The organism is Arthrobacter sp. 01T414 (assembly GCF_056398965.1).
On record NZ_JBFTQK010000001.1, the window covers coordinates 1,054,980 to 1,074,683 of the forward strand.

Genomic DNA, 19,704 nt, shown 5'->3' on the forward strand with positions numbered 1-19,704 from the left:
GGCTACGCCGGCGCCAGCGCCTTGTTCAGCACGGTCCGGATCCGCTTTTCGGACACCGAGTAGGCGGTCCCGAGCTCGACGGCGAACAGGCTCACCCTGAGCTCCTCGATCATCCAGCGAACCTGGGCTAACTCCGTCCCTGCGCGCCGTCCGGGCAAGAGAGCCGACACGGCGTCGTCATAGTCGTCCTCAAGGCCTTGGATGACGGACATGTGCTGCGCGTCGCGCTGGACGTTTGTGGGCAGCTTTTCCAGGCGCTTCTCAATCGCGGCGAGGTAGCGGGGCAGCTGACTGAGCTGGGCGTAGCCCGTGCGTGCCACGAAGCCAGGGAAGACGAGCTGGCCAAGCTGGCTCTTCACATCGTTGAGCGCGCTGATCAGGGCGAGGCTGGTGCTGCCCTTGAGCTGCTTCTCGATCCGCCGCGTGCTGGCCAGGATGCGCTCGACGACGGCGGTCACCGTGAAGACCGTGTCGATCAGTTCGGCGCGGACCTGCTCGTACAGCGCCTTGAAGGAGGCCTCGTCCCACGGCAACTCGGCCGGGGTGAGCTTGTCGATCGCGGCCAGGGCGCAGTCCGCGATCAGGGCCGAGACGGAACCGTGCGGGTTCTGGCTGAACGTCAGCTTCTCGGTGTTGTTCAGGTGCTCCAGGACATAGCGGTCCGGCGGCGGGACCTTCAGGGCAAGGAGCCGGATGACGCCGCCGCGCATGGACTGTTCCTGCTCGCCGGCGGTCTGGAACAGCCGCAGCGCCACCGAGGATCCTTCATCGACCAGGGCCGGGTAGCCGGTAACGGTGTGGCCCTTGACGGTTCCCTGGACCTGGCGCTGCACGGTGCCGAAGGTCCAGTCCTTGAGGCCGGAAAGCTCGGTGAAGCCGCCCGGGGCCTCGGCGGGCTGTGCCGTTGCGGTGGGGGACGCGGGGGATTTGCCGTTCGCCCGGCCAGCGGCGGCAGCCGCCGATGCTGCCTTGGGCGCCGTCGGCCCCACCGTTGAAGGAGTTGCTCCGAGTGATTCGGCGATGGCCCGTCGGGTGGCGGGTGCCAGCTTTTCCTGGAGCGCGGCCAGATCCTTGCCCTCGTCCAGCACCTTGCCGCGGGAGTCCACCACCCGGAAGCTCACCCGAAGGTGCGGCGGGACGGCATCCCAGTTCCATGACCCCGGCGGGATGACCTGGCCGCGAAGCCTGCGCAGCACGAGTTCCAGCGAGGGCTCCAGCTCATCGGTCGCGGGATCGAAGTCGGCTTCGAGCGCGGCTACGGCCTGGCGGGCGACATCCGGCGCGGGAACGAAGTTCTTGCGGACCTGCTTGGGCAGGGACTTGATCAGCGCGGTGACCAGCTCCACCCGCTGGCCCGGGATCAGCCAGCGGAACGCCGCATCGTCCAGCTGGTTCAGGAACAGCACGGGGACCTCGGCGGTGACGCCGTCGGACGGGTTCGGCGGCGAACCGGGCGCCACCGGATGGAACTCGTAGCTCAGCGGCAGCTCGAAGCCCTTGTGCAGCCAGGTCTTGGGGTACGCCGAATCGTCGAGCGCGTCGGCGTCCTCGCTGATCAGCAGCGACTGGTCGAAGTCCAACAGCGTGGGATCCTGCTGGCGTGCTTCCTTCCACCACTTATCGAAGTGGCGCTCGGAAACCACGCCCTTGCCGATCCGGGCGTCGTAGAACTCGAACAAGGTCTCGTCATCGACCAGGATGTCGCGGCGCCGCATCCTTGCCTCGAGCTCCTCGACTTCCTGCAGCAGGGCACGGTTGCGGTGGAAGAATTTGTGGTGGGTCTGCCAGTCGCCCTCCACGAGCGCGTGCCGGATGAAGAGCTCGCGGGAGAGCTCCGGATCCACGCGACCGTAATTGACCCGCCGGTTGGGGATGATCGGCACACCGTAGAGCGTGACTTTCTCATGGGCCATCACCGAGCCCATCTTCTTGGACCAGTGCGGTTCGCTGTAGCTGCGCTTGACCAGGTCCGGAGCCACCTGCTCGGCCCAGAGCGGATCGAATTTCGCGGCCACACGCGCCCAGAGCCGGCTGGTTTCGACCAATTCGGCAGCCATCACGAAGGTGGGGGACTTCTTGAACAGCGCCGAGCCGGGGAAGATCGCGAAGCGGCTGCCGCGGGCGCCGGCGTACTCGCGCTTGCGTTCGTCGAGGATGCCGATGTGGCTCAGCAGCCCCGAGAGAAGGCTGATGTGGATGCCCTCATGGTTGCCCACGGGATCGGTAAGGCGTTTGTTGTCCAGGCTGATGCCCAGCGGCCGGGCGAGTTGGCGCAACTGGGCGAAGAGGTCCTGCCACTCCCGGACGCGCAGGTAGTTGATGAACTCGTTGCGGCAGAGTCGGCGGAAGGCCGTGGAGGAGAGCTCCTGCTGTTTCTCCTGCAGGTAGTTCCACAGGTTCAGGTAGCCGGTGAAGTCCGAGTTGTCGTCCCGGAACCGGGCGTGCTTCTCCGCGGCGAGCTGCTGCTTATCCGTTGGGCGCTCGCGCGGGTCCTGGATGGTCAGCGCGGCGGCCAGGATCATGACCTCGCGGACGCAGCCGCGTTTGCCGGACTCGACGATCATCCGGCCCAGCCGGGGGTCCACCGGCAGCTGCGCAAGTTGCTGCCCGACGGCGGTCAGCCCGCTGCCGGGGCGGCCGGAGCCACGGCGTTGGCCGCCACGCTGGCTGCCGCCGCCGTCGCCGTCGCCCGTGCTCTCCTGCGGGCGGGCGGCGCTCAGGGCGCCGAGTTCGCGCAGCAGCGTGACGCCGTCGTTGATGGCCCGCGAGTCAGGCGGCTCCACGAAGGGGAAGTTCTCCACGTCCTTCGGCCCGCGGGCCACGCCCATGGCCGTCATCTGCAGGATCACTGCCGCAAGGTTGGTGCGCAGGATCTCCGGGTCCGTGAACAGTGGCCGGGACTCGAAGTCCTCCTCCGAGTACAGCCGGATCGCGATGCCGTCCGAGACGCGGCCGCAGCGGCCGGAACGCTGGTTGGCGGAGGCCTGGGAGACCCGCTCGATCGGCAGCCGCTGGACCTTGGTGCGGTGCGAGTAGCGCGAGATGCGGGCTGTGCCGGTGTCGATGACGTATTTGATGCCGGGAACTGTGAGCGAGGTTTCGGCGACGTTGGTGGCCAGCACGATCCGGCGCTTGCTGCCGGGGTGGAAGACCTTGTGCTGCTCCTGCAGGCTCAGGCGGGCGAAGAGCGGGAGGACCTCGGTGCCGGCCAGCCGACGATTCGTTTGGATCCTTGCGTTGAGCGCCTCCGCGGCGTCCCGGATTTCGCGCTCGCCGGAGAAGAAGATCAGGATGTCGCCCGGGGCTTCGAGGGCGAGTTCGTCGACGGCGTCGCACACCGCGTCCAGCGGGTCGCGGTCCTCCTCTAGTTCGTCGTCGGAGGACTCGGCGTCCTCGCCTGCGGCACCGCCGGCCGGCTGGGAGAGCGGCCGGTAGCGGATTTCCACCGGGTAGGTGCGGCCGGAGACCTCGATGATGGGGGAGGGCTCCTCCTCGCTGCCGAAGTGCTTGGCGAAGCGCTCCGGATCGATGGTGGCCGAGGTGATGATGACCTTCAGGTCCGGGCGCTGCGGGAGGATCCGTTTGAGGTAGCCGAGGATGAAGTCGATGTTGAGGCTGCGTTCGTGCGCCTCGTCGATGATGATCGCGTTGTATTTGCGCAGCAGCTTGTCGCGCTGGATCTCGGCCAGCAGGATGCCGTCGGTCATCAGCTTGACCTTGGTGGAGCGGCTGACCTCGCCGGTGAAGCGGACCTGGAAGCCGACCTCCTGGCCGATCTCGACGCCGAGTTCCTCGGCAATGCGCTCCGCCACCGTCCGCGCGGCAAGCCGGCGCGGCTGGGTGTGGCCGATCAGGCCGTTTTCACCCAGGCCCAGTTCCAGGCACATCTTGGGGATCTGGGTGGTCTTACCGGAACCGGTCTCGCCGGCGATGATGGTCACCTGGTTGGCGGCGATGGCGGCCATCAGGTCCTCGCGGCGCTCGGAGACCGGCAGCTCGGCGGGGTAGGAGATATGCAGTGTCATGGCTGAAAACAGTCTAGCCGCCGGACATAGGGTTGCCCGGTCCCTGGGCGGGGCCGGGCAGCAATTGGAGTGAGGGGTCTAGAAAAACCGCAGCGTGTAGCTGGTGCTGGGGAGGTCGTGGGCCATCCAGTACTCTTCCGAACGGACCGGCGGATTGTGCCCGAGGCCATCCTTCCGGAGGGCCCGGAGGGTGGCGGCGACGGCGGCGAGGATCAAGACGATGAGGGCGATTCCGATGAGTTCCATACCTCCATGCTTCTCCGGTGGGGGAGTCAAAAATAGTGGCAGAAACGACCAAAAAGCTAAAATTTCTGCCACAATGGAGGCATGCTCAAATCAGTGGCGATGATCGTGGTTCCCAACTTCTCGGTCTTCGAATTCGGGACCGCCTTCGAGGTGTTCGGCGTCGACAGATCGGACCGCGGCACGGGGGTTCCGGCGTTCGATTTCCGCGTCTGCACCCCGGAACCCGGAGACGTTCCGATGAAGTCCGGCCTGTCGATGCATGTGGGGCTCGGCCTGGAAGCGGCCGCGGACGCGGACCTGGTCATCATGACCCCGTTCGGCAAGGACTCCGATGTCCCGGCATCCGTCCTGGAAGCGCTGCGGGCCGCGCACGCGCGGGGTGCCTGGGTCATGTCGATCTGTTCGGGCGCCTTCGCCTTGGCCCGGGCCGGGCTGCTGGACGGGCGCCGCTGCACCACCCACTGGCACTACTCGCAGGAGCTCGCCACCCGCTACCCGGCCGCGCTGGTCGATGAAAACGTGCTCTACGTCCAGGACGGGCGGATCATCACGAGTGCCGGCACCGCCGCAGGAATCGATGCCAGCCTGCACCTGGTCCGGGTGGAGCTCGGCGCCAACGTGGCCGCGAGCATCGCCCGGGACATGGTGGTACCACCGCACCGCGACGGCGGCCAGGCCCAGTACATCGACCGGCCGATGCCGAGGTGCGGCTCGCAGCCGATGGAGGAACTGCTGCGCTGGATGGTCGGAAACCTGGACGAGGAGCACTCCGTCAACGAGCTGGCCGCCCGCGTGCACATGTCGCCGCGGACCTTTGCCCGGCGCTTCCGGGCAGAGACCGGCGCGACTCCCGCCGCCTGGTTGAATTCGCAGCGGGTGCTGCGGGCACAGGAGCTGCTGGAAACCACCGATCTCAACATCGACGAGATTGCCCGGGAGGCCGGGTTTGGCCACTCGGTGCTGCTCCGGCACCACTTCGCCAAGGTGCTGGACACCAGCCCGCAGTCCTACCGTCGGACTTTCCGCGGGCACCTGGCGGCGGTCTAACCGGAGTGGCCCGCCTGCCCGGGGGCCTCCGCCGCCGCCCGGGTGCAATCCACCAAGGCCCGCCACGGGCCGACGAGGTCCCGTTCGGGCAGCGTGGCGCGGCGCTGGCCGGCCCGGATCCGATAGACGAAGCGGTCCGGCTGCGGGACGCCGCCGGCGCCCTCCTGCGCCGGGCCCGGCAGGTCGTCCCAGGGGCAGGCCTCGACGAGCGGCTGCCACTGGTTCCGGTCATCGTCGGTCAGCGCCTGCACGCTCCAGACGCGCTCCATCCCGGCAACGCCACCGCTGCGCTGGACGGTTATTTTCACGGGGGTGCTTCCTCGGGGTAATCCTTTGGCAGGAGCCGTTTAAAGCCTCACCTTCACAGTTTCCCACGCCTTGCGGACCGCGTCATGCTCCGCCGACTCCCCACCGTACAGCTCCTTGGCGGACGCCGCGGTGGCCTTCGCAAAGGCGGTGAAGGTGGCGGCTGCGGGCAGCGAGCCGCCGGTCAGGGTGTCGTACCAGATGCGGCCGGGAGTCTCCCACGCATTCCCGCCCAGGGCTGTCGCGACAAGGTAGAAGGCACGGTTGGGGATGCCCGAGTTCAGGTGCACCCCGCCGTTGTCCGCGCTGGTGTGGACATAGGAATCCATCGAGTCCGGCTGCGGGTCCTTGCCGAGCACATCGTCGTCGTAGGCGGTGCCGGGAGCCTTCATGGAGCGCAGCGCGGTGCCTTGCACCTGATCGGTAAAGAGACCCTCGCCGATCAGCCAGCTGGCCTGGGCCGCGGTCTGTTGCTTCACATACTGCTCCACGAGCGCGCCGAAGACGTCCGAGAGCGACTCGTTGAGGGCGCCGGCCTGGTTCCGGTAGGCGAGGCCCGCGGAGAACTGGGTGACGCCGTGCGCGAGCTCGTGGCCGATCACGCTTAGCGAAGCCGTGAAGCGGTTGAAGACCTGGCCGTCACCGTCGCCGAAGACCATCTGCTTGCCGTCCCAGAATGCGTTGTCGTAGCGCTGGCCGAAGTGCACGGTGGCATCCAGGGGCAGGCCGTTGCCGTCAATCGAGTTGCGTCCGAAGGCCTCGGCGTACAGCCGGTGCGTGCTGCCGAGGCCGTCATACGCCTCGTCGGCTGCCGGGTCCCCGGTGGCGGGTTCACCCTCTTTACGCACCAGCACGCCGGGCAGGTTCTCCGAGGCTTTCGCATCGTAGACGGTGCGCTGCGGCGGGCCGGGGGTGAGCTGCCGGAGCCCCGGAGGCACCGCGGGGGCCGGAGCCGCCCGGGATGCCTGGAAGCTCTTGACGTGCTGCAGGGCTTCCTTGGCGGCGCGGGCCGCGACCAGCAGCCGAGGTTCATGGTGCTGCGCTGCCAGCCGGCGCAACAGGTAGGGAGGAATGATGGAGCAGTACATGTGAGACCCCTTTGCTTCTGCCGATGCGAACAGCCTACGAGCGCCCGCCGACATTTGGCAGGGGAGCCGGAAAGTGCGCGCCGACGCCGGCTGGTTGGATACGGTAGGCCAATGGCGCAAACGGAGCAGAAAAAGAAACCCGGCTCGACCCTGCTGACGGTCATTATCGCCTTCGCGGCGAATGTCCTCGTGGCGGCGGCGAAGTCGGTGGCCGCGGTCCTGACCGGATCGGCCTCCATGACCGCCGAGGCGGCGCACTCCTGGGCGGATACCGGAAACCAGGTGTTCCTGTTCTTCGCGGAACGGCGCTCGGCCCGGCCGCGGGACAAGAGCCACCCGATGGGCTATGGGCGGGAAGCCTACGTCTGGTCGATGTTCGCAGCGTTCGGGCTGTTCACCGCGGGTGCAGTGGTGTCCATCATGCACGGCATCCAGCAGATCATTGCGCCGGAGCCCGCAGCCGACTTTGCGGTGGCCTATGTGGTCCTTGCCGTGGCTTTCGTCTTCGAAGGGATCTCCTTCATCCAGGCTTTCCGGCAGACCCGGAAGGCGGCGCACGAGCTGGAGCGGCACACCCTCGAGCAGGTCCTGATCAGCTCCGATCCCACCCTGCGTGCCGTCTTCGCGGAGGACGCTGCGGCACTGATCGGCCTGGTGGTGGCGTTCGTGGGCGTATTCCTGCACCAGCTCACGGGCTCGCCGCTGCCGGATGCGGTGGGTTCGATCATCGTGGGCGTGCTGCTGGCCGTCGTCGCCGTCGTGCTGATCGACCGCAACCGGCGCTTCCTGGTGGGCCAGGGCGTCACTCCGGACATCGAAGAGTCCATGGCCCGCCGGGTGTTGGAGCATGACGACATCGCGCGGCTCACGTACCTGCACTTGGAGTTTGTCGGACCCCGCCGGCTGTACCTGGTCGCGGCCGTGGACCTGCAGGGCGACCACCCCGAACACGAGGTGGCGGTGGCGCTGCGCCGGATAGAGCGCGAACTGGAGGACCACGAAACGGTGGAGGAAGCCGTGCTGACCCTGTCCACGCCGGACGAAGCCAGCCTGGAATTCGAGGCCGGGGGAAGCCGCGCAGGGGTCTGAGGAAGGAACGTAAAAACCCCGCCGTTTCGTTGAAACGGCGGGGTTTTTGTTGGTGCCCTCGATAGGATTCGAACCTACGACCTTCTGCTCCGGAGGCAGACGCTCTATCCCCTGAGCTACGAGGGCATTCAGGGATCCTGCCGTTACCGGCGGGACGTCCTAGAGCTTAGCAGGAAGGTGGGCCCCAAAGGAAAACAGCGCCCCCGGAGGCTCCGGAGATCCTCCCGGGAGCAGGAAAGCCCAAGATGACGGCGCCAAAATTCCGCCGGACAGCGGGCCCCCGGTAGGCTGGAACCGTGACCCCAGAACAGCTCTCCCTCGCCATATCCGCCTGCCTGAAGGACTCCGTTGCCGCCGGTGAAATTGCCCTGGCCGCCGCCGACATTCCCGAGGCGGTGCGGGTGGAGCGACCCAAGATCAGGGACCACGGGGACTGGGCCACGAACATCGCGCTCCAGCTGGCCAAGCCGGCCGGAACCAACCCGCGCCAGCTCGCCGGCCTGCTGAGCGAACGGTTGGCCTCGATCGAGGGAGTCGCCGCCGTCGACATCGCCGGACCGGGATTCCTGAACATCACCGTCGACGCCGCCGCCGCGGGCGCCCTCGCCAAGGCGATCGTCGAGGCCGGTCCCGCGTACGGCACCAACACGGCGCTCGCGGGCCGCACGGTCAATATGGAGTTCGTGTCCGCCAACCCCACCGGTCCGCTGCACATCGGCCACACCCGCTGGGCCGCCCTGGGCGACTCGATCGCCCGCGTGCTCCGTGCCTCCGGCGCCGACGTCACGGCGGAGTACTACATCAACGACGCCGGCTCACAGATGGACGTCTTCGCCCACTCGGTGCTCTCCCGGCTGCACGGCCGCGGCGTTCCGGAAGGCGGCTACCCGGGCGAATACATCGCTGACCTGGGCCACGAGGTGCTGACCCAGCACCCGGACATCCGCGAACTCACCGACGTCGCCGCGCTGCCGGTGATCCGTGGCGCGGCCTACAAAGCGCAACTGAAGGACATCCAGCAGACTCTCGCGGAGTTCGGCGTCGAGTTCGACGTCTTCTTCTCCGAGCAGGAACTGCACGACGCCGGGGCCATCGCCGACGCCGTGGCCCGGCTCCGCGAACAGGGCCATGTCTACGACGACGGCGGAGCGGTCTGGCTGCGCACCACCGACTTCGGCGACGACAAGGACCGCGTGATGATCCGCGCGACCGGCGAGCCGACGTACTTTGCCGCCGACGCCGCGTACTACCTGTCCAAGAAGGACCGGGGCTTCACCGAAAAAATCTACCTGCTCGGGGCCGACCACCACGGCTACATCAACCGGCTCAAGGCGATCGCGGCCGCGGCCGGCGATGATCCCGAGGTCAACATCGAGGTGCTCATCGGCCAGCTCGTCTCGGTCAACGGCGCCAAGCTGTCCAAGCGGGCGGGCAACATCATCGAGCTCAAGGACCTGATTTCCTGGCTGGGCAAGGACGCCGTCCGCTACTCGCTGGCGCGCTTCCCGGCTGACTCGCCGCTCACCCTGGACCCGGAGCTGCTCAAGAAGCACAGCAACGAAAACCCGGTCTTCTACGTCCAGTACGCGCACGCCCGCTCCCGCGGCGCCGCCCGCAACGCGGTGGCCGCCGGCGTCGAGCGCCGGGTGGACGGGCAGGACGCGTTCGACGCCGCCCTGCTGGACCACGCGACCGAAAACGAGCTGCTCTCGCATCTGGGCAGTTACCCCTCGATCGTGGCCAAGGCCGCCGAGCTGCGCGAACCGCACCGCGTCGCCCGCCACCTCGAAGTCATCGCCGGGGCCTACCACCGCTGGTACGACGCCTGCCGGGTCGCGCCGCTGGGCGAGGAAGCCATTACGGATCTGAACCGCACCCGGCTGTGGCTCAACGATGCCACCAGCCAGGTGCTTGCCAACGGACTGGAACTGCTGGGCGTTTCGGCGCCGGAACGGATGTGACCGCCATGACCGCGAACCCGAACAACAGCCCTGCAGCCTCGCCGCTGGCACCCGACTGGCTCGCCGTACCGGCGGACCTCAACGCCCTGCATGAGCCGATGTGGGCCGCCGGCGTGGCGCGCCACGAGGGTGGCGAACTCGCCATTGACGGGATCCCCGTCAGCGAATTGCAGCGGCAGTTCGGCACGCCGCTGTTCGTCATGAGCGAGACCGACTTCCGGGCCCGCGCGCGGGCGTTCCAGGACGCGTTCAACGAGGCTTTCGCGGACATCTGCGGGGGAGTGGACGTCTACTACGCCGGCAAGTCGTTCCTGTGCACCGCCGTCGTCCGCTGGGTGGAGGAGGAAGGGCTCCGGCTGGACACCGCTTCCGGCGGGGAACTCGCCGTCGCCGCCCGGGCCGGCATCCCCGGCGCCGCCGTCGCGCTGCACGGGAACAACAAGTCCGACGCCGAGATCCACCGCGCCCTGGATATGAAGCTGGGCCGGATCGTCGTCGACAGCCTCGCCGAGCTGGAGCGCGTGGCGGCGATCGCCGCCAACCGTGGCGAGACGGCGAAGGTCATGCTGCGGCTGACGCCGGGGGTACACGCGCACACCCACGAATTCATCGCCACCGCGCATGAGGACCAGAAGTTCGGGCTTTCGATGGCCGGCGACTCCACCGAGCAGGCCGGCTTGTCCGCCGCCGAGGAGGCCGTGGCCGCCGCCGCCGGGCACGAAAGCATCGAGCTGCTGGGTCTGCACTGCCACATCGGCTCCCAGATCTTCGAACCGGACGGCTTCGCGCTGGCCGCGGAGAAACTCCTCGACTTCCTGGCCGCGATGCAGGCCAAGTACTCCATCGTGCTGCCCGAGCTGGATCTGGGCGGCGGCTACGGCATCGCCTACACCCCGGTGGACACTCCGCGGCCGCCGGCCGAAATCGCGCAGGCGATGGCGGCCGTGGTCCGCGCCAAGGTGGCCGAGCTCGGCATCACCGCCCCGCGGATCTCGATCGAGCCGGGCCGCGCGATCGTCGGGACCAGCACCTTCACGCTCTACGAGGTGGGCACCTTGAAGACCGTCCGGGTGGACGCGCCGGAAAACGGCGCCGAAAACGTTACGTATCCCCGCCGCTATGTGTCGGTGGACGGCGGCATGAGCGACAACGCGCGCCCGGTGCTCTACGACGCGGATTATTCTGCGGTTCTGGCCTCCCGCAGTTCCGACGCGGCGCCGCAGCTGTCCCGAGTGGTGGGCAAACATTGCGAGAGCGGCGACATAGTTGTTAGAGATGTATATCTGCCCGAGGACGTGGCAGCCGGTGATCTGCTCGCTGTACCGGGGACCGGCGCCTACTGCTGGGCCCTGTCAAGCAACTACAACTATCTGGCCCGGCCGGGCGTTGTCGCGGTACGCGATGGATCAGTCCGGCTGATTGTCCGCGGCGAAACCGAACAAGATCTGCTGAACCGCGACATGGGAGTCTGAATGACGGAATTGCGAACCCTGAAAGTGGCCCTGCTGGGCTGTGGCAACGTCGGGGCCCAGGTTGCGCGGATTCTCATTGACGACGCCGATGCGCTGGCGTCCCGCACCGGCGCCCGTCTCGAACTGAGCGGCATCGCCGTGCGCAACCCCGAGACCCGGCGGGACGTCGAGTTGCCGCGCGAGCTGTTCACCACCGACGCCGAGGCCCTGGTCAAGGACGCCGACCTGGTCATCGAGCTGATGGGCGGGATCGAACCGGCACGGAGCCTGATCCTCACCGCGATCCGGCACGGCGCGTCCGTCGTGACCGGCAACAAGGCCTTGCTCGCCCAGGACGGTCCGACGCTCTACGAGGAGGCGGACAAGGCCGGCGTGCAGCTCTCCTACGAGGCCGCCGTCGCCGGGGCCATCCCGATCCTGCGCCCGATCCGGGACAGCCTCTCCGGGGACCGGATCACCCGGGTGCTGGGGATCGTCAACGGCACCACCAACTTCATCCTTGACCAGATGGACACCACGGGCGCGCAGTTCGCCGACGCCCTTGCCGAGGCACAGCGGCTGGGTTACGCCGAGGCCGACCCCACCGCCGACGTCGAGGGCCTCGACGCCGCCGCGAAGGCCGCCATCCTCGCTTCCCTGTCCTTCCACACGCGGTTCGCGCTTGAGGACGTCTACTGCGAGGGCATCAGCTCCGTGACGGCCGCGGACATCGCGGCGGCGAAAGACGCCGGCTTCGTGATCAAGCTGCTCGCGATCGCCGAGAAGCTGAGTGATTCCGAAGGCAAAGACGGCGTCTCCGTCCGCGTCCACCCCACACTGCTGCCCCGTGAACACCCGCTGGCGGCGGTGCACGGTGCGTTCAACGCCGTATTCATCGAGGCCGAAAACGCCGGCGAGCTGATGTTCTACGGCCAGGGCGCCGGGGGCACCCCGACGGCGTCGGCCGTGCTGGGGGACCTGGTTTCGGCGGCCCGCCGGATCGTCCTGGGCGGTCCGGGACGCACCGAAACCACCACCGGGCACGTCCCCGCGTTGCCCATCGACGCGGCCGTCACGAGCTACTACATCGGCCTCGACGTCGCGGACCAGCCCGGCGTCCTGGCCCGGATCGCGCAGCTGTTCGCCGAGCACGGCGTGTCCATCGAAATCATGCGGCAGACCATCCACCGCGATTCGGCCTCCAAATCGGAGTCCGCTGAGTTGCGGATCGTCACGCACCGCGCRASCGAAGCYGCRCTGGCAGCRACCGTCSAGGCCGTCAAGGGCCTGGACGTCATCAATTCCGTCACATCCGTACTGCGGGTAGAAGGGGTCTAAGTGGCTCACCAATGGCGCGGGGTCATCCGCGAATACGCTGAACGCCTGCCGGTCACCGAGGCCACGAAGGTCATCACCCTGGGCGAGGGCGGCACCCCGCTCGTGCACGCGCAGAAGCTCTCCGAGCTGACCGGCTGCACCGTCTACCTCAAGGTCGAGGGCATGAACCCGACCGGATCGTTCAAGGACCGTGGCATGACGATGGCCATGACCGCGGCTGTCGCCTCCGGCGCGAAGGCCGTGGTCTGCGCTTCCACCGGCAACACCTCCGCCTCGGCCGCGGCCTACGCGACCTCGGCCGGGCTGCAGTGCGCCGTGCTGGTACCCGAGGGCAAGATTTCGATGGGCAAGCTCAGCCAGGCGATCGCGCACGGCGCCACCCTGCTGCAGGTGGACGGGAACTTCGACGACTGCCTGGACATCGCCCGCAAGCTGGGGGAGTCCTACCCGGTATTCCTGGTCAACTCGGTCAACCCGGCCCGGATCGAGGGCCAGAAGACCGGCGCGTTCGAGGTCGTCGACGCTCTCGGCGACGCCCCGGACATCCACGTGCTCCCGGTTGGCAACGCCGGCAACATCAGCGCCTACTGGAAGGGCTACAAGGAGTACGCGGCGCCCTATGAGTCGGCCACCGCCGGCACCCTCGAAGCCGTAGCCACCAGGACGCCGGTGATGTGGGGCTTCCAGGCCGCCGGCGCAGCGCCGTTCGTCGCCGGCCACCCCATCACGGAACCGGACACCATCGCCACCGCCATCCGGATCGGCAACCCGGCTTCCTGGGACACCGCCGTCGCCGCCCGGGATGAATCCGGCGGCGTGATCGAGGCCGTCACCGACGAGGAAATCCTCTCCGCGCACCGCTGGCTCTCCGCCCGCGAAGGCGTGTTCGTCGAACCCGGCTCCGCCGCCGGCGTTGCGGGCCTGATCAAGAAGCACGCCGCGGGCGAGGTTCCCACCGGGAAGACGATCGTCATCACCGTCACCGGCCACGGCCTCAAGGACCCGCAGTGGGCCCTTCGGACCGAGGACGGCAGCGACGTGCAGCCGGTCAAGGTCGCCAACGACGTCGTCACGGTGGCCGCAGAACTGGGACTGGAAGAAAAATAACCGTGGAAACCACCCTCACCGTCCCGGCCGAATCTCCCGCCGACATCCCGGCGGTTCCGGCCGGGCAAGCCGTCACCGTCCGGGTTCCGGCCACCAGCGCCAACCTCGGTCCCGGCTACGACAGCCTGGGCCTGGCCCTCTCGCTGCACGACACGCTGACGGTGGAAACCCTTGAGAGCGGAGAACTCGAGTTCGAGCTCAGCGGCGAGGGCGCGGACACGCTGCCCCGCGATGCGAGCCACCTCGTGGCCAGGGCCCTTACAGAGGCGCTGCACGTGCTGGGCTTCCGGCACGAGGGGCTGCGGATTACCGCGGACAACGTCAACCCGCACGGCCGCGGCCTCGGATCCTCGGCCGCTGCGGTGGTGGCGGCCGCCACCGCCGCCAACGCCCTCGTCCCGGCCGCGTCCCGTCGTGGCAAGGATTGGATCCTGCAGTTCACGTCCCGGCTGGAGGGCCACCCGGACAACGTCGCACCCGCCATTTTCGGCGGACTGGCGCTGTCCTGGCAGGACAGTGACCAGTACAGCAGCACCTGCGCGAGCGTCGACGCCGGGATCATCCCCGTGGTCGCCGTTCCGGACTTCGAACTCTCCACCGAGGCCGCCCGGGCGCTGCTTCCGGCCTCCGTTGGCCATCACGCCGCGGCCATGAACTCGGGCCGCGCCGCCCTGTTGATCCACGCGCTGACGCAGAAGCCTGAATTCCTGCTGCCGGGCACCGAGGACTACCTGCACCAGAGTTACCGGGCGCAGGCAATGCGGCCAAGCGCGGAGCTGATCGCAGCGCTGCGGCGCGCCGGCCACGCCGCCGTCGTCTCCGGTGCTGGCCCCACCGTGCTGGTCCTGGCCGCCGGGGAAGAGGAAGCGGCCGCCGTCGTCGAGTTCATCGGGGCTTTCACCGCCGACAACACGCCGGAGGTCGCTTGGCGTGTGATGAAACTGGCTGTAGACACCGAGGGTGCTAAAGTGGAAGTGCACCGGCGGTAATCACGCAAGCTTTTTCCAAAGACCGCGATGTTGGCCAAGTTGCCCTCTCTCATCTTTCACTGCGCAATATTTTCCGGTGCCACCTGCTTTCGGTCTGACGCAGGACGCTGCAGAATTCCTCTGTACCCCCAAAGTGTCAGCCGGCCGTTCCGCATATCGGGGCGTGTCTTGGTGTAGCAGTAACCGGCCCTGCTGGCCGAAATCGAACCGGCAAGGCCGAAATCCCGGCTGCAGATCTGAACTGCAGCCCAGATCAAATCACCGCGTCCAGCTCCTAGCCTGGACGCCGTCGAGGGGGAAGGATCCTTCGTGACCGAAACCACTGAGCTGTCTTCAGCTGTGGAAACATCATCTTCCGCTGCCGCACCGGCAGCACCCGCCAAGAGCAGCGGCCTCGCCGGCCTCAAGCTCGCCCAGCTCCAGGCTCTCGCCAGCCAGCTGGGGATCTCCGGCGGCTCCCGGATGCGCAAGGGTGATCTGGTGACCGCCATTTCCGCCCACCGTGCCGGTACCCCGGTCAGCAAGGCACCCGAACGCGCCGCTGAAAAGGCGAGCGACAACGGCACTGTTGCCCACGCTTCGGCTCCGGCCGCTGCTCCCGCCGCAGGCTCCGAGGCTCCGGCCCAGGAGAACCCGCGGGCCCGCACCCGGGGCCGCAGCCGCCGCGCCGGCAGCGACGGCGTCGTCAGCACCCCTGCCGCTGAGGCTCCGGCCGCCGCGGTGGAGGCACAGTCCGCCCCCGCCGAAGCCGCACCGGCCGAGCAGGCCACCGAAGGCAACGACCGCACCCGCCAGCCGCGTACCCGCAACCGGCGCCGCGGCGAAGCAGCAGCGCAGGGCGAAACGCAGCCGTCAGCAGCTGTCGAAGCCCCGGCCGAGCAGGCCTCCGGCGAGCAGCGCCAGGACCGCCAGTCCGAACAGGGCAGCGAGGACGGCCAGCGCCGCGAGAACACCCGTGGCCGCGGCGCCCGTGAGGACAACGCCGGCAACCGGGACAACACGTCCGGCAACCGCGACAACAACCGCGATAACGACGATTCCGACGGCGGCAGCCGCCGCAACCGCCGCAACCGTCGCGACCGCAACGATCGCAACGACCGCTCCGGCGGCCAGGACCGCGACAACTCGCGCAACGACCGTTTCCGTGACCGTAACGAACGCCGCCGCGGCCGTTCCCAGGGACCCGACGTCGACGACGTCGAGGTCACCGAGGACGACGTCCTGCTGCCGGTCGCCGGCATCCTGGACGTGTTGGAGAACTACGCGTTCATCCGCACCTCCGGCTACCTGCCGGGCCCGAACGACGTTTACGTTTCGCTCGCCCAGGTCAAGAAGTACAACCTGCGCAAGGGCGACGCCGTCGTCGGCGCCATCCGCGCCCCGCGTGAAGGCGAAGACCGCAGCAACCAGCAGTCCGCCCGCCAGAAGTTCAACGCCCTGGTCCGGGTCACCTCGGTCAACGGCAAGACTCCGGAGGAGCTCAAGGACCGCGTCGAGTTCGCGAAGCTCGTCCCGCTGTACCCCTCCGAGCGCCTGCGCCTCGAGACGGACCCCAAGAAGATCGGCCCCCGCGTCATCGACCTGGTCGCCCCGATCGGCAAGGGCCAGCGTGGCCTGATCGTCTCGCCGCCGAAGGCCGGCAAGACGCTCATCCTGCAGTCCATCGCCAACGCCATCACCACCAACAATCCTGAGGTCCACCTCATGATGGTGCTCGTTGACGAACGCCCCGAAGAAGTCACGGACATGCAGCGCACCGTCAAGGGCGAGGTCATTGCCTCCACCTTCGACCGTCCCGCCGACGACCACACCACCGTGGCCGAACTCTCCATCGAGCGTGCCAAGCGCCTCGTGGAAATGGGCATGGACGTTGTGGTCCTGCTGGACTCGATGACCCGCCTGGGCCGTGCCTACAACCTGGCAGCACCGGCGTCCGGCCGCATCCTGTCCGGTGGCGTCGACTCCGCAGCGCTGTACCCGCCGAAGCGCTTCTTCGGTGCAGCCCGCAACATCGAAAACGGTGGCTCGCTCACCATCCTGGCAACCGCTCTCGTCGAGACCGGCTCCAAGATGGACGAGGTCATCTTCGAAGAGTTCAAGGGCACCGGCAACATGGAACTGCGCCTGTCCCGCCAGCTCGCGGACAAGCGCATCTTCCCGGCCGTGGACGTCAACGCGTCCGGTACCCGCCGCGAAGAGAACCTGCTCTCGCCCGAGGAAGTCAAGATCATGTGGAAGCTGCGCCGCGTCCTCTCCGGACTCGAAACGCAGCAGAGCCTCGAGCTGCTGACCAACAAGATCCGGGAGACACAGAGCAACGTCGAGTTCCTCATGCAGGTGCAGAAGACGACGCTTGGTGCGAAGTCCGATAACGACAAGTAGCTAAGCAGGGGGTGGGGCCGTCGCATATTTTTGCCGGCCCCGCCCCTTCGCGTTGTTGCTGACGTACTGCGTACGTCCTGAACGGCATTGTGGAGGCCTACCACCGCTGGGAAGGCATCAACGATGACCTGGCGGCCGCGAAGGAAATGGCGGCCGAGGATCCGGAGTTTGCCGCCGAGGTGCCCGAGCTTGAGGCTGCCCTGGAGACGGCCGCGGCCAAGCTGCGCCGACTGCTGATCCCGCGCGACCCGGACGATGCACGCAACGTGATCCTCGAGGTCAAGGGCGGCGAAGGCGGCGACGAGGCTGCGCTGTTCGCGGCGGACCTGCTACGGATGTACAGCCGCTACGCGGAATCCCGCGGCTGGAAAACCGAGATCATCTCCGCCACCGAATCGGACCTGGGCGGCTACAAGGACGTCCAGATGGCGGTCAAGGGCAACTCCAACGACCCCGCCGAGGGCGTGTTCGCGCGGCTGAAGTTCGAAGGCGGCGTCCACCGGGTGCAGCGCGTGCCGGTGACCGAGTCGCAGGGACGCATCCACACCTCGGCGGCCGGCGTCCTGGTGCTCCCCGAAGTGGACGAACCCGAGGAACTCGAGATCAACCAGAACGATCTCAAGATCGACGTTTACCGTTCCTCCGGGCCCGGCGGCCAGTCGGTCAACACCACCGACTCGGCGGTTCGCATCACGCACCTTCCCACCGGGATCGTCGTGGCGATGCAGAACGAGAAGTCCCAGTTGCAGAACCGTGAAGCCGGCATGCGCGTGCTGCGCGCCCGGATCCTGGCCCACCAGCAGGAGCAGATCGACGCCGAGAACTCGGCCCAGCGCAAGTCGCAGATCCGCACCATGGACCGCTCCGAGCGGATCCGCACGTACAACTACCCGGAGAACCGGATCGCCGACCACCGGACCGGCTACAAGGCGTACAACCTGGACCAGGTCATGAACGGCGACCTGGAACCGGTGATCCAGTCCGCCATCGAGATGGACGAACAGGCCCGCCTCGACGCCATCGGCGACTAGTACGGATCCTGCGCGTTGATGACACCTGAGAGCGGCCCGAGCCTGGCCGACGCCGTCCGCGAGGCCACGGCCGTGCTGGCCGCCGCGGGCGTGCCCAGCCCGAAGGTCGACGCCGAGCTCCTTGCCGGCCACCTGCTGGGGGTTGGTCCGGGCCGGCTCCGCGCCATGGTCCTGGGCGACACGCCCGCGCCGGCAGGCTATGCCGAGCTGGTCGCCGAGCGCGCGCAGCGGACCCCGCTGCAGCACATCACGGGTGTGGCGCACTTCCGCTACCTCGAACTCGCGGTCGGCCCCGGCGTGTTTATCCCGCGTCCGGAAACGGAATCCGTCGTCCAGCTGGTCATCGACTGGCTCGCCACCCGGGCCGCACAGCCGGGTGGGGTGAATGGTACGCGGCCCAAGGTCGCTGACCTCGGAACGGGTTCGGGGGCAATTGCCGGCTCGATCGCGCATGAGGTTCCGGGCGCAGAGGTGCATGCGGTGGAGTTCAGCGAGTTCGCCCACGCCTGGGCGGCGAAGAATTTGCTGCCGCTGGGGGTCCACCTGGTCCGCGGCGATCTGCGGGACGCGCTGGCCGAACACAACGGCAGCTTCGACGTCGTCGTTTCCAACCCGCCCTACATCCCCGCCGAGGCGGTGCCCAACGAGCCGGAGGTGGCACTGCACGACCCGCCGGAGGCGCTCTACGGCGGGGGAGCGGACGGCATGGAACTTCCGACGGCGGCGGCGGCCTCCGCCGCCAGGCTTCTGGTGCCCGGCGGCTACTTTGTGATGGAGCACGCCGAGGTCCAGGCCGGCTGGATCGCCGCGATGCTGGAGCGCTCCGGTCACTGGTCCGGGGTGTCAACGCATCTGGACCTCAACGGCCGGGAACGGGCCACCAGCGCCATCCGCAGACCCGAGCCCGGCAGTGATGAAAGGATAGGCCAGTGACGACTAGCTACGATTGCGCGGACGCGGAGCAACGCGCCGCAGGACTTGAACACGCCCAGCGGGCCATCCGGGAACACAAATGCGTGGTTCTCCCCACCGACACCGTGTACGGCATCGGAGCCGACGCGTTCTCGCCGCAGGCCGTGACCCTGTTGCTCGCGGCCAAGGGGCGCAGCCGGCAGATGCCGCCGCCCGTGCTGATCCCCAGGCTGAATGCCCTGGACGGACTCGCCACCGACGTCCCGGCCGAGGCCCGCCGCCTGGCCGAGGCTTTCTGGCCCGGTGGACTGACCCTGATCCTGCACGCACAGCCCTCGCTCGACTGGGACCTGGGCGAAACCAAGGGCACGGTAGCGCTCCGTCTCCCGGACGACGACGTCGCCCAGGACCTGCTCACGCTCACCGGACCGCTGGCGGTTTCTTCCGCCAACCGCACCGGGCAGGCCGCCGCGCAGAGCGCCGCCGACGCCGAGGCGCAGCTGGCGGAGTCCGTGGAGGTCTACCTTGAAGGCGGTCACCGCCCGGTTGAAGGCAACGGGGCCGAGCCATCCACGATCATCGACGCCACGGACCTGCCGCTGCGCGTGGTCCGCCAGGGCGCCATCAGCCTCGAACGCCTGCGCGAGGTGGTTCCGGACGTGCTCGGGGTCGGCGAGCAGCCGGCCGGCCACACCGATCCCACCGACTCCGACGACCCCCCGAGGAACTGAC

Annotated in this window: 14 protein-coding genes, 1 tRNA gene and 1 pseudogene; 11 read left to right on the plus strand and 5 right to left on the minus strand. The window is 68.2% G+C overall.

The window, feature by feature from the left end; genetic code table 11:
* Nucleotides 1-2: 2 nt before the first annotated feature.
* The gene (gene hrpA / locus AC1DK9_RS04925; protein WP_476915169.1) at nt 3-4,025 is read right to left on the minus strand and encodes an ATP-dependent RNA helicase HrpA; all 4,023 of its coding nucleotides are present in this window, start codon (nt 4,023-4,025) and stop codon (nt 3-5) included.
* A 78-nt stretch (nt 4,026-4,103) separates the two neighbouring features.
* A complete protein-coding gene (locus AC1DK9_RS04930) occupies nt 4,104-4,271 on the minus strand; it encodes a hypothetical protein (RefSeq protein ID WP_175322851.1) in 168 nt (55 codons plus the stop codon).
* An 81-nt stretch (nt 4,272-4,352) separates the two neighbouring features.
* Between AC1DK9_RS04930 and AC1DK9_RS04935 the strand changes: the two genes are divergently transcribed.
* Nucleotides 4,353-5,318: a GlxA family transcriptional regulator gene (locus tag AC1DK9_RS04935; RefSeq protein WP_476915170.1), complete on the plus strand. Its 966-nt coding sequence runs from the start codon at nt 4,353-4,355 to the stop codon at nt 5,316-5,318.
* On the opposite strand, the gene AC1DK9_RS04940 is transcribed toward AC1DK9_RS04935, so the two are convergent.
* Together AC1DK9_RS04940 and AC1DK9_RS04945 are read right to left on the minus strand one after the other, a co-directional pair.
* Complete coding sequence (locus tag AC1DK9_RS04940) at nt 5,315-5,626, minus strand: protealysin inhibitor emfourin (protein WP_476863192.1); 312 nt, start codon at nt 5,624-5,626, stop codon at nt 5,315-5,317. The two genes, AC1DK9_RS04935 and AC1DK9_RS04940, sit on opposite strands and share 4 nt — an antisense overlap.
* Before the next feature lie 39 nt (nt 5,627-5,665).
* The gene (locus tag AC1DK9_RS04945; RefSeq protein WP_476915171.1) at nt 5,666-6,712 is read right to left on the minus strand and encodes a M4 family metallopeptidase; all 1,047 of its coding nucleotides are present in this window, start codon (nt 6,710-6,712) and stop codon (nt 5,666-5,668) included.
* Nucleotides 6,713-6,823: 111 nt separating this feature from the next.
* Between AC1DK9_RS04945 and AC1DK9_RS04950 the strand changes: the two genes are divergently transcribed.
* Nucleotides 6,824-7,801 (plus strand): cation diffusion facilitator family transporter, encoded by a 978-nt coding sequence (locus AC1DK9_RS04950; RefSeq protein WP_476915172.1) that lies wholly within the window; start codon nt 6,824-6,826, stop codon nt 7,799-7,801.
* Between the two features lie 50 nt (nt 7,802-7,851).
* On the opposite strand, the gene AC1DK9_RS04955 is transcribed toward AC1DK9_RS04950, so the two are convergent.
* Nucleotides 7,852-7,927: transfer RNA gene (locus tag AC1DK9_RS04955), tRNA-Arg, on the minus strand.
* A gap of 170 nt (nt 7,928-8,097) precedes the next feature.
* On the opposite strand from AC1DK9_RS04955, the gene argS reads away from it, so the two are divergent.
* The 9 genes and pseudogenes from argS (at nt 8,098) to AC1DK9_RS05000 (ending at nt 19,703) form a co-directional block, all read left to right on the plus strand.
* Nucleotides 8,098-9,762: an arginine--tRNA ligase gene (argS, locus tag AC1DK9_RS04960; protein WP_476915173.1), complete on the plus strand. Its 1,665-nt coding sequence runs from the start codon at nt 8,098-8,100 to the stop codon at nt 9,760-9,762.
* A gap of 5 nt (nt 9,763-9,767) precedes the next feature.
* A complete protein-coding gene (lysA, locus tag AC1DK9_RS04965; protein ID WP_476915174.1) occupies nt 9,768-11,234 on the plus strand; it encodes a diaminopimelate decarboxylase in 1,467 nt (488 codons plus the stop codon).
* Nucleotides 11,235-12,551 carry a homoserine dehydrogenase gene (locus AC1DK9_RS04970; RefSeq protein ID WP_476915175.1) on the plus strand — a complete coding sequence of 439 codons (1,317 nt, stop codon included), beginning with the start codon at nt 11,235-11,237 and terminating at the stop codon, nt 12,549-12,551.
* Nucleotides 12,552-13,658, plus strand: a complete 1,107-nt coding sequence (gene thrC / locus AC1DK9_RS04975; RefSeq protein WP_476915176.1) for a threonine synthase — start codon at nt 12,552-12,554, stop codon at nt 13,656-13,658.
* 2 nt (nt 13,659-13,660) lie between these two features.
* A complete protein-coding gene (thrB, locus tag AC1DK9_RS04980; protein WP_476915177.1) occupies nt 13,661-14,647 on the plus strand; it encodes a homoserine kinase in 987 nt (328 codons plus the stop codon).
* Nucleotides 14,648-14,956: 309 nt separating this feature from the next.
* The gene (gene rho, locus AC1DK9_RS04985; RefSeq protein ID WP_476915178.1) at nt 14,957-17,029 is read left to right on the plus strand and encodes a transcription termination factor Rho; all 2,073 of its coding nucleotides are present in this window, start codon (nt 14,957-14,959) and stop codon (nt 17,027-17,029) included.
* Nucleotides 17,030-17,106: 77 nt separating this feature from the next.
* Nucleotides 17,107-18,060: pseudogene (gene prfA / locus AC1DK9_RS04990) on the plus strand (peptide chain release factor 1); the annotation flags it as partial.
* Nucleotides 18,061-18,078: 18 nt separating this feature from the next.
* On the plus strand, nt 18,079-18,993 hold the full coding sequence (prmC, locus tag AC1DK9_RS04995) for a peptide chain release factor N(5)-glutamine methyltransferase (protein WP_476915179.1): 915 nt from the start codon (nt 18,079-18,081) through the stop codon (nt 18,991-18,993).
* Complete coding sequence (locus AC1DK9_RS05000; RefSeq protein WP_476862639.1) at nt 18,990-19,703, plus strand: L-threonylcarbamoyladenylate synthase; 714 nt, start codon at nt 18,990-18,992, stop codon at nt 19,701-19,703. The genes prmC and AC1DK9_RS05000 overlap by 4 nt, the downstream gene beginning before the upstream one ends.
* Nucleotide 19,704 lies beyond the last annotated feature (1 nt).

What these genes read in the sequence shown, in the direction of transcription:
- hrpA (WP_476915169.1), bottom strand. Translation starts at nt 4,025, where the DNA reads ATGACACTGCATATCTCCTACCCCGCCGAGCTGCCGGTCTCCGAGCGC.
- AC1DK9_RS04930 (WP_175322851.1), bottom strand. Translation starts at nt 4,271, where the DNA reads ATGGAACTCATCGGAATCGCCCTCATCGTCTTGATCCTCGCCGCCGTC.
- AC1DK9_RS04935 (WP_476915170.1), top strand. Translation starts at nt 4,353, where the DNA reads ATGCTCAAATCAGTGGCGATGATCGTGGTTCCCAACTTCTCGGTCTTC.
- AC1DK9_RS04945 (WP_476915171.1), bottom strand. Translation starts at nt 6,712, where the DNA reads ATGTACTGCTCCATCATTCCTCCCTACCTGTTGCGCCGGCTGGCAGCG.
- AC1DK9_RS04950 (WP_476915172.1), top strand. Translation starts at nt 6,824, where the DNA reads ATGGCGCAAACGGAGCAGAAAAAGAAACCCGGCTCGACCCTGCTGACG.
- lysA (WP_476915174.1), top strand. Translation starts at nt 9,768, where the DNA reads ATGACCGCGAACCCGAACAACAGCCCTGCAGCCTCGCCGCTGGCACCC.
- prmC (WP_476915179.1), top strand. Translation starts at nt 18,079, where the DNA reads ATGACACCTGAGAGCGGCCCGAGCCTGGCCGACGCCGTCCGCGAGGCC.